Consider the following 13,387-nt stretch of genomic DNA (forward strand, 5'->3'; position numbering starts at 1 on the left):
AGCCCTACTGAGCTGTCCAGCCGCCATCGACGGGGATTGTCACGCCCGTCACGTTGTGCGCCACCGGGCTGCACAGCCAAAGCGCCAGCGCACCGATTTCAGACGGGTCGGACGTGCGGTGGGAAGGCTGTTTTTCCGCCAGAAGATCTGCAACGCCCTTGTCGCGATCGCCGCCATGAAGGGCGGCGCGGGCTGCCACCTGCGGCTCGATGATTGCGGTTTCCGTCCAGCCGGGCGCGATACAATTGACCGTCACCCCACCCGAGGCTCTGGAACCGCTTGCCGCATATTCCAGCGCGGCCACCTTGCTCATGCCGACGACGCCGAATTTCGAAGCCACGTAAGGCGCCTTGTTGACCGAGGCGACCAGCCCGTGCACCGAGGCAATGTTGATGACACGGCCAAAGCCGCGTTCGGCCATCGCCGGCAGGGCAAGACGCATCGTATGGTAGACGCCTGACAGATTGACGCCGATGATGGCATCCCATGTGGCAGCATCCGCCTCGGCAAAGCTGACAGTCTTCTGGATACCCGCATTGTTGACCAGGATATCCGGGCCGCCCCAGGCGGCAACGTCCGCCATCATCGTCTCGACAGCCGCCACGTCGCGCATGTCAGCGCCAAAGAACCGGGCGTCCGGTGCCCCGGCAGCCTTGATCTCTGCCACAGCCGCTTGCGCCTCTTCCGGGTTCGCCAGACCGTGGACGGCAACGCGTGCCCCTGCCCCCGCCAGTGCCTTGGCAATCGCCAGGCCGATCCCCTGAACGGACCCTGTGACGAGAGCTGTTTTTCCGGTGAGATCTGTCATGCCGTTTCCTCCGCTTCGAGCTGTTGTCTCAGGTCCGTTTTCAGGATCTTGCCGTAGTTGTTTTTCGGCAGGGCAGCCGGGAAATGATAGTGTTTCGGCCGCTTGAACCGGGCGATCCGGTCCAGACAGAGCTTGTCGAGCTCAGCCTCGCTCACGCTCTGGCCCGGGTGACAGGCAACAAAGGCGACAACGATCTCTCCCCACTCCTGGTCCTGCCGGCCAACGACTGCCACCTCGTGCACAGCCGGGTGTGTCAGCAGCACCTCTTCGACTTCGCGCGGGTAGATATTGGAGCCACCGGAAATGATGACGTCCTTGGACCGATCCTGCAGCGTGACGTAGCCGTCCTCATCCATGCGACCAACGTCTCCGGTCCACAGCCAGCCATCACGGATGGTCTGGGCTGTTGCCTCCTCGTTTCGCCAGTAGCCCTTCATCACCGTATCTCCGCGCACGGCAATTTCCCCGACTTCGCCGTGGGGCAGCTCCCGGCCATCACCGTCGACGATCGCAACCCGCACGACGGACTGGGCCGTGCCGACGGAATTCAGCCTCTCGCGCCAACGTGGATGGCTGCGGTCACAAACTTCGGCGCGCGGCAGTGCGGTGATGCCCATCGGGCATTCGCCCTGACCGTAGATCTGCACGAACCGTGCGCCCATCACTTCAACCGCTTCCAGAATGTCCGCCTCGTACATAGGCCCGCCGGCATAGACGATGGTCCGCAACCCCCGGCCAGTGCCCCCCGAAGCCTTGGCGACATCCACCAGGCGGCGGACCATGGTGGGCGCGGCAAACATGGAGATGGAGCCGATCACAGGCGCGATCTGCAGGATTTCGGCAGCGTCAAACCCGCCGCTGACCGGTACCACGTGACGCGCCCCTTTCATCACGTGCATGAAATTGTAGAGCCCGGCACCATGGCTCATCGGCGCGGCATAGAGGATCGCATCCTGCGGCTTGACGTCATCGACATCGACAAAGTAGCTCAGCGCCATCGAAGCAAGATTGCCGCAAGTCAGCATCACGCCCTTGGGCCTGCCGGTGGTGCCGGAGGTATAGAAAAGCCAGGCAAGATCTGCAGGATCCAGAGGTTCCGGCGTGGTGTGCGGTGCTGCCTGGCACATGGCGCCGAATTCAGGACTGTCGAGCGAGACAAGACCCACGCCCTCCGGCAGATGCGGCGCCAGAAGTTCGGCGGTCTTTTTGTCGGCGAAGACAAATTCTGCACCGGAATTTTCCACCATCCAGGCGGCTTCCTTTTCGTGCAGCTTGGCGTTTATCGGTACGGCTGCGCCGCCACGCCACCAGATGCCGTAAAGCGCTTCCAGATAGCGCGTGGAATTTGCGGCAAACAGTGCGACCCTGTCTCCCTTGCCGATGCCGTAGCCGGCAAGCGCAGCGCTTATGGCCCCGGCACTACGAGCAAACTCCAGATAGTTTGCCTTGCGCTCGGTCCCCTGCAGCAGCGCCGGGCTCTGCGGGTTTCTCGCCGCGCTCCGGTATAACCATTCTGCCGGATTCATCCTGTTTTTCTCCCCCCGATACGCCGTTTGGTGCAGTGCGACCGCGTTGGTCCGCCATCCCGCTTTTCTCTTCCTGAGGAAGCGCCGAGCGCTGTCTCGCAGGACGGGCGGCATATTGCGGACAAGCAGCCCATCCTTCGAGACGCGAGCAAGGCTCGCTCCTCAGGACAAGAATGACCGACCGGGCATGCCCTCCTCCGGACACACCCCAGCCAGTCTCCTCCCGGCACCTCCCTCGTCCCTTCGGCTCGCTGGTTCTTCCGGACCAGATGTGATTTCCAGAAAAACGGCCGTGCGGGACAGCTATCTGATACTCTTCAGACCCTTAGAGCGAAAATTCCGTCAAAACACGTAACGGGGAGCCCATGGACGACTTCGCAGCGCTTGCTTTCGACAATGCGCCCGTCGGCCTGGCCTTGACGGAAGAGCGGCAGATCCGACGCTGCAATGCCCGTCTTGCCGATATGTTCGGCTTTGAGCCGGAGGAACTTTCCGGGGCCTCGCTGTCTGTCCTTTATCCCTCTTCGGAAGAGTTTCTCCGCATCGGCAAGATCGGACTGGAACGGATGAAAGGCAGTGGTCGCTACCGGGACGAACGCATCATGCGCCGCAAATCCGGAGATCTGTTCTGGTGCCGCGTGCGTGGCCAGTCTCTCAACCTTGAAGCCCCGTTCGCACGGGCGGTCTGGAGCTTTGCCGACATTTCCGAAGACCGGCCACTGGCTGAAATGAGCCTGCGTGAACGCCAGGTGGCCAAACTGCTGGCCGAAGGAAATACAACCAAGGAAATCGCCCGCCTGCTCGGGCTGTCACCGCGCACGGTCGAGGTCCACCGGGCCCGGCTGATGAAGAAATTCAGCGCCCGCAACAGCCTGGAACTCATCGCCCATATTGCGGGCATTCCGCTTTAGCGCCACTCTTGGGCAACAACTGCCGGGAGAACTGCGATGGACAAATGGGTGCGGGATGCTGTCGCCAGGATTAACGCGGATGCACATCGGTCCGCCGACACGCATCTGTTCAAGCTGCATGGCCTCAGTTGCGCCGGTGTCGATATCTATCTGAAGGATGAAAGCACCCACCCGACCGGCAGCCTGAAGCACCGTCTCGCCCGGTCGCTGTTTCTTTATGCGCTGTGCAACGGCAGGATCCGCGAAGGCACACCGGTGATCGAAGCCTCGTCGGGCAGCACGGCCGTTTCGGAAGCCTACTTTGCGCAAATGATCGGCGTTCCATTCATTGCCGTGGTGCCGCAAAGCACCGCCCACAGCAAGATCGAGCAAATCCGGCTCTACGGCGGTGAACCGCATTTCGTCGGATCAGCGCCCGAGATGCACGGCGCGGCGGTGGACCTTGCCGAACAGCTCGGCGGACATTTCATGGACCAGTTCACCTATGCGGAGCGGGCAACCGACTGGCGCGGGAACAACAACATTGCCGAAAGCATCTTCAACCAGATGGAATTCGAGCCACATCCTGTGCCGAAGATGCTGGTGATGAGCGCCGGCACGGGTGGCACGTCCGCAACGCTTGGCCGGTTTATCCGCTACCGGGGCTACGACACCGGCCTGACCGTGGTCGATCCGGAAAACTCGGTCTTCTATGATGCCTACCGTACCGGGAACCACGCTCTCACCGAAAACTGCTCAAGCCGGATCGAAGGCATTGGCCGGCCAAAGGTGGAACACTCGTTTCTGCCGGACGTCATCGACGACATGATCAAGGTGCCCGATGCCGCAAGCATTGCAACGATCCTGTGGCTGGAGAAACTGATCGGCCGCAAGGCGGGCGCTTCCACCGGCACAAATCTGTGGGGTGCGCTGCAAATCGCCGGCCGGATGATCGACAAAGGCGAGACAGGCTCGATCGTCACGCTGATGTGCGACAGCGGTCAGCGCTATCTCGATACCTACTACAATCCGGACTGGGTCACGGCGAAGTTCGGCGATATCTCACCCTACGAAGAGGAACTGGCACGCTGGGTCTAGACTAGGAGCAGGGCTGAGCAAGAAGGCAGGCCAAAGGAATGTCGTTCACTTTCACCGCAGCTAGCTCGCCACCCGCATCCTGTAGGCTTCATACGTCAGGACGTTTGCCCCGCTCTTCTTGGCTTCATACATGGCCTGGTCCGCGTGGGTGATCAACGATTTGGCATCATCTGCATCATCGGGGTAGAACGACACCCCGATGCTGATGCTGATGTTGATATCCTTGCCCTTGATTTCCATCGGCCGCGAGACCTCCCGGTAGATGCGGGTGGCACAGGCCAGAACATCCTTCTCTTCCGCATAATCGCCGATGATCACGGCAAACTCATCCCCGCCGATCCGGGTCACGACATCCCCTTCGCGCGTGCAGCGCTTGATGGTGGAGGCAACGGCCTGGAGCAGCGCGTCACCCACCGGATGCCCATGGCTGTCGTTGACCGGCTTGAAGGTATCAAGGTCCAGCATCATCAGCGCAAACTTGCGGTTATCCCGGTCTGCAATGGCAACGTTTTCCGCAAGGCTCTGGCTGAAATGTGCCCGGTTCGAAAGGCCTGTCAGATGATCGGTCATCGCTAGCCGCCTGACAGCTTCTTCCGTCTTCTTCAGACGGGTAATATCCGAATGGGTGCCGGACATGCGCAAAGGCTCGCCGTCTTTCGTCCATTCGACCACACGTCCCCTGTCGAGAACCCAGACCCACCTGCCCTCCTTGTGGCGCATGCGAATTTCGTTGTCGTAGGCTTCCCTTGCTCCGGAAAACACCTCTGCCAGCTTCTGCTCAGATTTTTCCACATCGTCCGGATGGGTCAGCCGGTACCAGGTCTGTCGGCTGACCGGCTGCAACTCGGCCAGCGAATAGCCGAGAATTTCAGCCCAGCGTTCGTTGTAGACCACCTCCCCGGTCTGAACGTTGCATTCCCAGGTCCCGACGTTGGTGCCGAAGATGATCTCTCGCAAACGCTGCTCCGAGGATCGCAGCCGCTTGTGTGCGGTGTGTCTTTCAAGCAGCAGAAAACTGACGACGACAAGCGACAGACCAAGCGTGCCGACCAGGCCCAGCATCCACTGGTTCCGGGCGTTATAGGCAGAGGAAAGTTCCGCGCTCTTGCTGTCGACCATTTCCTCCAGGCGGTTCTTGTAGTGCCACAGTTCTTGTTCCCGCTGCCGGTCGTCGGAAATATCGTGCACCACGGAAAGCAAAGCCTTCCTGCCGTCGTAGTCCACCGGAGTTGAATGAACTTCCACGCTTCGAACGGAGCCATCTGCCAGCTTGTGGCGGAAGATAAAGAAATTTCGGTGTTCAGCCTTGGCAAGTTGACGTTCGGCTTCAACCTGCTCGGCCGTCAGCTGATTGATGTTCTGAATGGACATGCGGCGCAGCGTATCCCGGTCGAACCCGTAGAAGTCTGCCGCGGCATTGTTGGCATCAAGAATGCTTCCGGTATCCGGATCGATCAGCATCATGGTTGCGCTGTGACGCAGAAAGAACTGATCATAGGACAGGGATGCCTGCTCGGCCTGGGCAGGCGTCGCCAGCCAGGACAAAAAGACAATCATTGCCGTTTTCAGCAGTATTTCCCCAAATTTCGTCAACATTTACCGCCTTTTGCTGCAGTAAAGACTCATCAGATTAAATTTTCGAGAACAAAAAACGTGCAATTGACCGACTTCCGCAACGACACGCGCATTGGTTTACCCAACGGGAAAATCGGTCAAATGTCGCCTCGCCCCATTCCGGTCCCACTCCGCCAGTATTCCGGCTTCAGATTTATGGGAGCTCTCACATGAAGCGGCGTACATTCCTGTTCGGAACCGGACTCCTGGCAGCAGGAGGCGCCTACGCGGCACACACCCTCCCCGCTTATCGACTGCAAACCGGGTTGCAGCTCGTCAGCAAGGCACTTGCCGGACCGTCCACGCCGCCCACTGAAGCAGCGTCAAAAAGTTTTGCTTTGCCCAATCCGTGGGCGGGACAGCTGATTGAGGCGGCAGAAAGCCAGATCGGCGTTACGGTGGTCTACGATCCGGCCTATGTCTCGCTCCCGTTTCCCAATGGCGACCTGCCGCGCGAACGCGGTGTATGCACCGATGTGGTCGTCAGAGCCTACCGCGACGCTTTCGGCTACGATCTCCAGTCGGCCGTTAATGCGGACATGAAGTCGGACTTTTCGTCCTATCCAAAGATCTGGGGTCTCAAACGCCCGGACAGGAACATCGACCATCGGCGGGTGCCAAACCTGCAGACCTTCTTCAGACGAAAAGGCGCAGCTCTTTCGGTCACTGCAAACGCCAAAGACTATCAGCCCGGCGACGTCGTTTCCCAGATGCTGCCTGGAAACCTCCCGCACATGGCGATTGTCAGTCACCGTGCCTCCGCAGACAGCGAACGACCAATGGTGGTCCACAACATTGGTGCTGGAACGCAGCTGGAAGACCGGCTGTTCGATTTCGAAATCACCGGCCACTACAGGTTCAAACCCGCCTGACGCTCCAGGGCTGAAGTTTGCCTTTGACGGGGGTCACCCCTCCGTAAGCGTCATCAGAATGTCCGCATACCAGGCGCAATTGAGGCCTAGCGCCTCATCCAGCACGAGATCGCGCGTGCCGACATCGAGGCGGGCGGAGTGAACGCCAAGCAGTTTCCACGGCAGTTCGCTTGCGGTGTCTGCCGTATTGCGCATAACTACCGGAGCCCCGCTTGTGCCGCGATGCGTGCGGGCATCGGTCAGGAAATAGCCCATGCCCTGAAACCGGAAGCCGAAGGAGGAAGCCACGACCGCGTGGCGGACCACCGGCATGTGATGGAGCGTGTCATGAAACCCGAGCGGAAAACCGACAACCAGAATGGATGATCCGATCTCGACATGCTCTTGCGGGTCACTCAGGTGTTCCGGCCCGAAGGCCCGATAGACGATATTTTCAGGTAGCGCCGCCCGGTCAATCTCGATCACCGCAACGTCGATATCGCCTGCGGTATCCTCTCCCTGGCGCCAGAGGCTTTTGCCATCCCGGAAAAGCGGGATCGAAAAAGCGATGGAGTCGGCCAGGTTTTCAGGATCGTTGTGGAGTTCGATTTCGATACGGGAGGGATGATGCCCGCTTGGCTCATCCACCATGACATGCCGGCTGGTAACGAGAAACAGGCGCTCATCACGCGCAAAGAAAAAGCTGCTGGCGTTCGTGAGATAGGTCTGGTCATCAAAGGTGGAAATACGGGGCGAGGTCAGCAGGACAGCGTCGATCATCGTCAATCGGTTCTCCAGAAATAGCGGGAAGCCTTGCACACATGGACAGGCTGCTTGCTCAGTCAGCATAGGGCAGTATCGGGAAAACGACAGAGCTCCGGGTTTTGTTCCCGTCAGGAGACAGTCTCGGTGCCGGAAACCTGCGGTGGCCGGGAAGCAGCCCAGGCCCCCTTGTCGCGCAAATCCAGAATAACCTCGCGCAGCAAAGCGTGCACCGCTTCCAGCGCCCGCGTCACCGGTCGTCCACCCGGCGACATCAGATGAGCCCCGCGCCAGAGCCCCGGCGCGGCAATGCGGCTGACACGAAGGGAACCTGCTGCCACCTCCTCCGTCACCGCGTAGAGCGGCAGGATCGACGGGCCAAACCCGGCCGCCACCAGGCGTTTGATGTTGTTGAAGGAGTCGATTTCCATCGCGATTTCAGGTGCAAAGCCCAGCGCCTGGAACGTCCGGTCAATCAGCACCCGCAAGCCGTGCGCTCCGCTCGGCAGCACCATTGGCACGTTGTCGAGTGCCTCCATGTTCATTTCCAGCGGACGTTCGGCATCCGCGGGCCATAGAACCACAAGCTCTTCTTCAAGCAATAATTCAGACCGGATACGTGCATCCTTGGAACGGCTGTAAAGCACGGCAAGATCGATCTTGCCTTCGCTCAGCCAATCACCAACAAAACCGCTCATGGCCTCGGTAATATTGAGCGTGATCCGCGGAAAGCGCTCACGCGCCGCCAGGATCAACGGCAGAGACACCATAGCGCTGATCGTGCCCGGCAGGCCGATCCGCACGATGCCGGACGGATCGGTTTCCAGATTGCGGATATCGTCTTCCGTGCGCGCCAGATCCTCGAGAATTGCCCGCGCCCTTTGCAGCAGCAGCTCTCCCGCCTCCGTGGGCGTGACACCGGAGCGACTGCGCGTCAGCAGCCTGGTGCCAAGCTGCTCCTCCATGTTCTTCAGGTGCAGCGACAGGGCCGGCTGCGCCACATGCAGGCTTTCGGCAGCCCGCGTAAGCGAACCCTGCGCAACGATTTCCAGAAAATAGCGGAGTTGGCGGATGTCCATGGCAACAAGTTAGCATATAAAATTTATATGATGCCCATCCAAAACATATATTTGTTCAATAGCAGTTCAGCGGCTTAACTGCGGTCAACAAACACGCCAGACGAAAAGCCCACATGACAAGCCAAACTGATAGCTACCAGGACATTCGCGACGGCATCCGCGCGCTATGTGCCCAGTTTCCCGCCGAATACCACCGCAAAATCGATGAGAACCGCTCCTATCCGGAAGAATTTGTCGACGCCCTGACACGCGAAGGCTGGATGGCCGCACTTATCCCGGAGGACTACGGCGGATCGGGCCTCGGGCTCACCGAAGCTTCGGTCATCATGGAAGAAATCAACCGTGCAGGCGGCAATTCCGGCGCTTGTCACGGCCAGATGTACAACATGAACACGCTCGTGCAGCATGGCTCGGAAGAACAGCGGCTGAAATATCTGCCGAAGATCGCAAGCGGCGAATTGCGGTTGCAGTCCATGGGCGTGACCGAGCCGACCACGGGCACGGACACCACCAGGATCAAGACCACCGCCGTGAAGAAGGGCGACCGCTACGTCGTCAACGGCCAGAAGGTCTGGATCAGCCGTGTGCAGCATTCCGACCTGATGATCCTCCTGGCGCGCACAACGCCGCTTGCCGACGTGCAGAAAAAATCGGAAGGCCTTTCGATCTTCCTGGTCGATATCAGGCAAGCCATGAAATCAGGCATGGAGGTTCGCCCGATCCTGAACATGGTCAACCACGAGACCAACGAACTCTTCTTCGACAATCTGGAAATCCCGGAAGAAAATCTCATCGGCGAGGAAGGAAAAGGCTTCAAATATATCCTTACCGGCCTCAACGCCGAACGCACTCTGATTGCCGCCGAATGTATCGGCGATGGCTACTGGTTCACCGACAAGGTGACTGACTATGTGCGCGAACGGGAAGTCTTCGGCCGTCCCATAGGCCAGAACCAGGGTGTCCAGTTCCCGATCGCCGAAGCCTATATCGAGATCGAGGCGGCCAACCTGATGCGCTACAAGGCCTGTAGCCTGTTTGATGCCGGCGCTCCCTGCGGCGCGGAGGCAAACATGGCCAAATACCTGGCCGCAAAGGCAAGCTGGGAAGCGGCAAATGCCTGCATCCAGTTCCATGGCGGCTTCGGTTTTGCCTGCGAATATGACGTCGAGCGCAAGTTCCGCGAGACGCGGCTCTACCAGGTAGCACCAATCTCCACCAACCTCATCCTGTCCTATGTTGCCGAGCATGTGCTTGGCCTGCCGAGGTCGTTCTGATGGTGTTGCCGCTGGAAGGATTGAACGTCGTCGCCATCGAACAGGCGGTGGCCGCCCCCTACGCCACGTCCCGGCTTGCAGATGCCGGAGCGACAGTCACCAAGGTCGAACGGCCCGAAGGTGATTTTGCCCGGGGGTATGACGACGTTGCCAAGGGTCAGTCGAGTTACTTTGTCTGGCTGAACCGGGGCAAGGACAGCATCACGCTGGATCTTGGTTCCGACAAGGGCAAGGAAAAGCTGGCGCAACTGATCGCAGACGCCGATGTCCTGATCCAGAACCTCAAGCCTGGCGCCCTGGCCCGCCTTGGTTTTGATCCGGACAGGTTGGTGGTGGATTATCCGCGCCTTATTACCTGCTCCATCAGCGGTTTCGGCGAAACCGGGCCGATGGCCGACCGCAAGGCCTATGATTTGCTGATCCAGGCTGAAACCGGTCTTTGTTCGATCACCGGCGGACCGAACGAACCCGCGCGTGTCGGCATTTCCCTTGTCGACATCGCCACCGGGGCAACGGCCTATACCGCCATTCTGGAAGCCCTGATCCAGCGCGGGATCACCGGCAAGGGCACGCAGATCTCGGTTTCCATGTTCGACGTTCTCGCCGACTGGCTGACCGTCCCCCTTCTCAACCATGAAGGCGGCAAGAGCCCCCAGCGGGTCGGCCTCGCTCATCCTTCGATTGCGCCCTATGGCGTCTTCCAGCCAAAGGAAGGTCCGGCAATTCTGATCGCCATTCAAAGCGACCGGGAATGGAGGACCCTTTGCAGCGACTTCATCGGAAAACCCGAACTCGGCACCGATCCAAGGTTCGCAACAAACGTCGCGCGGGTGAACAATCGCAGGGAAACGGATGCCGCTGTTGGCGAAGCCTTTGCGAAATTTGATGCCGAAACGGCCATCAGGTTGCTGACGGAGGCTAATATCGCATTGGCCTCCGTCAACGATATGGAAGGCCTGTCGACCCATCCCCACCTGAGGCGTATCACTGTCGACAGCCCGAATGGCCCGATCTCCTTCCCCGCCCCTGCAGCCATCTTTTCGGGCGAACCGCGCAGCTACGGCCCGATCCCGGCCCTAAAGCCCCTGGAGGCGTGATCATGGACCTCGACATCGACCACCTGCGCAGCTGGATAGGGCGCGAAGACAGCTCCTCGGAGGTCTTGAGCCCCACACTGGTTCGCCAGTTCAACGCGACCTTTGACCGGACATCAGGTGAAGCTCCAGGTGATGTCGCGCCGCTGCTGATCCATTTCTGCCTTGCTCAGCCGGCCGTTCAGACAGCCGGTCTGGGACCGGACGGTCATGCAGCCCGTGGCGGCTTCCTGCCGCCCGTGCCCCTGCCCCGGCGCATGTGGGCAGGCGGCGAGTTCACCTTCCAGGGTGACATCCGGATTGGCGAGGAGGTCCGGCGGGTGTCAACCGTCAGGGATGTGGTCCTGAAACAGGGCCGCACCGGGCCACTCTGTTTCGTCACGGTCAATCATGAAGTCACTTCTGACGGTCGACCTGTCTTGAACGAGCGTCAGGACATCGTCTACCGGGAGGCACAAAACGTTGCGGGCATGAAGACAACCCCGGCGCCTGCGACGGCTGGAGACGACGTCATGCAGATCACGCCATCGGCCGCCTACCTCTTCCGCTATTCGGCCATGACCTTCAACGGGCACCGCATCCACTACGACAAGGACTATGTCCGCGACGTGGAAGGCTATCCAGGGCTTATTGTTCACGGTCCCTTGCAGGCAACACTGCTTTGCCAGTTCGCTGCGGACCTCAAGGAAAGAGCACCGAAAACATTCCGGTTTCGAAGTCTGTCGACCATATTCGACACGGCAGACTTCACGGTGAACGCGCAAACGGAGGGAGAAACCATGAAGCTCTGGACCGCGCAGCTTGGCGGCCCGGTTGCCATGGAGGCGACGGCAGCATGGTAACGGCAGTCAGGACACCTCTGTTCGTGCCGGCAAATAGGCCCGACCGGTTCCCCAAGGCAGCCGCAACCGAAGCCGACGCGATCATCCTGGATCTGGAAGACGCGGTTCCCGCATCGGAGAAAGAGGCCGCCCGCATCAATCTGACAACCGGCTTCACCGAAAAACCGGTCATCGTGCGCATCAACGCCGTAGGGACTTCGTGGCACCCGGAGGATGTCGTTGCTCTTCGAAAGCTGGCACCGGATGCCGTCATGCTGCCGAAGGCGGAGGCTCCCGGAGAGATTGCCACGCTCCACGCTGCCTTGGGTGGCTCGGTCCCGGTTATCGCGCTCATTGAAAGTGCCAGGGGACTTGCCAATGCCAGGAGCATTGCAAGCACCGATGGGGTGGTTCGACTGGCTTTCGGGTCCATCGACTATTGCGCCGATCTTGGCTGCGCGCATTTGAAGGAGGTGCTCTTGCCCGTTCGCTCCGAACTGGTTCTGGCGTCCCGGCTTGCCGGCATCGCGGCCCCGATCGACGGCGTCACAGCACAGCTCGACAACCCTGCGCAGACATTTGAAGACGCCTCCCATGCACGGGATCTCGGTATGGCCGGCAAACTCTGCATTCACCCAAGACAGCTTGCCGAGATCAAACGCGCCTTCGCCCCGAGCCTCGACGAAATCGAGTGGGCCAGGCGTGTTATCGCCTCGGGTGATGGCGCAGCCAATGTCGATGGCGCAATGGTCGACGAGCCGGTCCGCATCCGTGCCCGGACAATCCTCGCCTCCGCGCAGGAGGCCGATGCATGAGCCTGCCGCAGATCGTCCTGATCCCGGGGCTCCTGAACGATGCGGATCTCTGGCGGGATCAGATCACCGGTCTCGCCGACATCGCTCGGCCCCGGGTTGCCGACATAACACGCGGTAGTTCGCTGGGGGCTCTGGCGGAAATGGTTCTGGCCACCAGCGAGGACCGCTTTGCGCTGGCCGGGTTTTCGCTTGGCGGTATCGTCGCTCAGGAAATCCTGCACCGCGCGCCGGAACGCGTGACCCATCTCGCCCTCCTCGACACCACCATGCTGCCTGACACGCCGGAACGCGCCGCAGAGCGCGAACAATTGATTGCCCAGGCGTCGAAACCGGGCCGTTTCCACGGCTTCGGCAGAAAACTCGCCCAGTCCTATCTTGCCCCGGAAAACCGGAACAATTCCGACATGATCAATCGGGTTCGTGCCATGACGCAGCGGCTTGGCCCGGACGTCTTCATTCGCCAGACCCGCATTGCTCGCCCCGACAGCCGCGCGTCGCTCACCGGCATTACCTGCCCGACACTGGTGCTGTGTGGCAATCATGATCAGTTGACGCCGCCGGAGCTTCATCGGTCCATGGCCAACCTGATCCCGTCAGCGGACCTTGTCGTCCTGGAACACAGTGGCCACCTGACACCGCTGGAAGAGCCGGAAAATGTTACTGATCACCTGAAACGCCTGCTCCAGCGCGACCCTGTCAGGAAGTGACAGCAGGCAATTGAAATTCTAGCGTGCACCGGGTGCTCTATACCTATA

Annotated in this window: 13 protein-coding genes; 8 read left to right on the top strand and 5 right to left on the bottom strand. The window is 60.2% G+C overall.

All coding sequences use genetic code 11. The annotated features are described in order from the left end of the window. Positions 1-4: 4 nt before the first annotated feature. Both J7447_RS10625 and J7447_RS10630 read right to left on the bottom strand, forming a co-directional pair. Positions 5-808, bottom strand: a complete 804-nt coding sequence (locus tag J7447_RS10625; protein ID WP_209169586.1) for an SDR family NAD(P)-dependent oxidoreductase — start codon at positions 806-808, stop codon at positions 5-7. Next, positions 805-2,334 (bottom strand): AMP-binding protein, encoded by a 1,530-nt coding sequence (locus tag J7447_RS10630; RefSeq protein ID WP_209169587.1) that lies wholly within the window; start codon positions 2,332-2,334, stop codon positions 805-807. The genes J7447_RS10625 and J7447_RS10630 overlap by 4 nt, the downstream gene beginning before the upstream one ends. A gap of 365 nt (positions 2,335-2,699) precedes the next feature. On the opposite strand from J7447_RS10630, the gene J7447_RS10635 reads away from it, so the two are divergent. Both J7447_RS10635 and J7447_RS10640 read left to right on the top strand, forming a co-directional pair. Further along, positions 2,700-3,245: a helix-turn-helix transcriptional regulator gene (locus J7447_RS10635; RefSeq protein ID WP_023000745.1), complete on the top strand. Its 546-nt coding sequence runs from the start codon at positions 2,700-2,702 to the stop codon at positions 3,243-3,245. Between the two features lie 36 nt (positions 3,246-3,281). Beyond that, positions 3,282-4,322, top strand: a complete 1,041-nt coding sequence (locus J7447_RS10640) for a PLP-dependent cysteine synthase family protein (protein ID WP_075283785.1) — start codon at positions 3,282-3,284, stop codon at positions 4,320-4,322. Positions 4,323-4,382: 60 nt separating this feature from the next. Here J7447_RS10640 and J7447_RS10645 read toward each other — a convergent pair whose 3' ends face one another. Next, a complete protein-coding gene (locus J7447_RS10645) occupies positions 4,383-5,879 on the bottom strand; it encodes a sensor domain-containing diguanylate cyclase (RefSeq protein ID WP_023000743.1) in 1,497 nt (498 codons plus the stop codon). 227 nt (positions 5,880-6,106) lie between these two features. Between J7447_RS10645 and J7447_RS10650 the strand changes: the two genes are divergently transcribed. Beyond that, positions 6,107-6,808: a DUF1287 domain-containing protein gene (locus tag J7447_RS10650; RefSeq protein ID WP_209169588.1), complete on the top strand. Its 702-nt coding sequence runs from the start codon at positions 6,107-6,109 to the stop codon at positions 6,806-6,808. Positions 6,809-6,841: 33 nt separating this feature from the next. Here J7447_RS10650 and J7447_RS10655 read toward each other — a convergent pair whose 3' ends face one another. After that, on the bottom strand, positions 6,842-7,567 hold the full coding sequence (locus J7447_RS10655) for a serine protease (RefSeq protein ID WP_062488287.1): 726 nt from the start codon (positions 7,565-7,567) through the stop codon (positions 6,842-6,844). Positions 7,568-7,680: 113 nt separating this feature from the next. Beyond that, positions 7,681-8,628, bottom strand: a complete 948-nt coding sequence (locus tag J7447_RS10660; protein ID WP_023000740.1) for a LysR family transcriptional regulator — start codon at positions 8,626-8,628, stop codon at positions 7,681-7,683. Positions 8,629-8,741: 113 nt separating this feature from the next. Between J7447_RS10660 and J7447_RS10665 the strand changes: the two genes are divergently transcribed. The 5 genes from J7447_RS10665 to J7447_RS10685 are packed head-to-tail and all read left to right on the top strand — an operon-like array spanning position 8,742 to position 13,339. Continuing rightward, positions 8,742-9,902: an acyl-CoA dehydrogenase family protein gene (locus J7447_RS10665; protein ID WP_209169589.1), complete on the top strand. Its 1,161-nt coding sequence runs from the start codon at positions 8,742-8,744 to the stop codon at positions 9,900-9,902. Beyond that, the gene (locus tag J7447_RS10670; protein ID WP_286189114.1) at positions 9,902-10,999 is read left to right on the top strand and encodes a CaiB/BaiF CoA-transferase family protein; all 1,098 of its coding nucleotides are present in this window, start codon (positions 9,902-9,904) and stop codon (positions 10,997-10,999) included. Before J7447_RS10665 ends, J7447_RS10670 begins: the two co-directional genes overlap by 1 nt. 2 nt (positions 11,000-11,001) lie before the next feature. Further along, on the top strand, positions 11,002-11,838 hold the full coding sequence (locus J7447_RS10675; protein ID WP_209169590.1) for a MaoC family dehydratase N-terminal domain-containing protein: 837 nt from the start codon (positions 11,002-11,004) through the stop codon (positions 11,836-11,838). Then, entirely contained in the window at positions 11,832-12,632 is an 801-nt protein-coding gene (locus tag J7447_RS10680) for a CoA ester lyase (protein WP_209169591.1), read from the top strand. The genes J7447_RS10675 and J7447_RS10680 overlap by 7 nt, the downstream gene beginning before the upstream one ends. After that, a complete protein-coding gene (locus J7447_RS10685) occupies positions 12,629-13,339 on the top strand; it encodes an alpha/beta fold hydrolase (protein ID WP_286189115.1) in 711 nt (236 codons plus the stop codon). Before J7447_RS10680 ends, J7447_RS10685 begins: the two co-directional genes overlap by 4 nt. Positions 13,340-13,387 lie beyond the last annotated feature (48 nt).

The organism is Labrenzia sp. R5_0, from assembly GCF_017743835.1.
In the GTDB taxonomy this organism is placed as follows: Bacteria; Pseudomonadota; Alphaproteobacteria; order Rhizobiales; family Stappiaceae; genus Roseibium; species Roseibium algicola.

Coding starts and splice junctions, on each gene's coding strand:
- J7447_RS10640 (WP_075283785.1), top strand. CDS start 3,282: ATGGACAAATGGGTGCGGGATGCTGTCGCCAGGATTAACGCGGATGCA.
- J7447_RS10685 (WP_286189115.1), top strand. CDS start 12,629: ATGAGCCTGCCGCAGATCGTCCTGATCCCGGGGCTCCTGAACGATGCG.
- J7447_RS10650 (WP_209169588.1), top strand. CDS start 6,107: ATGAAGCGGCGTACATTCCTGTTCGGAACCGGACTCCTGGCAGCAGGA.
- J7447_RS10625 (WP_209169586.1), bottom strand. CDS start 808: ATGACAGATCTCACCGGAAAAACAGCTCTCGTCACAGGGTCCGTTCAG.
- J7447_RS10635 (WP_023000745.1), top strand. CDS start 2,700: ATGGACGACTTCGCAGCGCTTGCTTTCGACAATGCGCCCGTCGGCCTG.
- J7447_RS10670 (WP_286189114.1), top strand. CDS start 9,902: ATGGTGTTGCCGCTGGAAGGATTGAACGTCGTCGCCATCGAACAGGCG.
- J7447_RS10645 (WP_023000743.1), bottom strand. CDS start 5,879: ATGATTGTCTTTTTGTCCTGGCTGGCGACGCCTGCCCAGGCCGAGCAG.
- J7447_RS10630 (WP_209169587.1), bottom strand. CDS start 2,334: ATGAATCCGGCAGAATGGTTATACCGGAGCGCGGCGAGAAACCCGCAG.
- J7447_RS10660 (WP_023000740.1), bottom strand. CDS start 8,628: ATGGACATCCGCCAACTCCGCTATTTTCTGGAAATCGTTGCGCAGGGT.
- J7447_RS10655 (WP_062488287.1), bottom strand. CDS start 7,567: ATGATCGACGCTGTCCTGCTGACCTCGCCCCGTATTTCCACCTTTGAT.
- J7447_RS10680 (WP_209169591.1), top strand. CDS start 11,832: ATGGTAACGGCAGTCAGGACACCTCTGTTCGTGCCGGCAAATAGGCCC.
- J7447_RS10675 (WP_209169590.1), top strand. CDS start 11,002: ATGGACCTCGACATCGACCACCTGCGCAGCTGGATAGGGCGCGAAGAC.
- J7447_RS10665 (WP_209169589.1), top strand. CDS start 8,742: ATGACAAGCCAAACTGATAGCTACCAGGACATTCGCGACGGCATCCGC.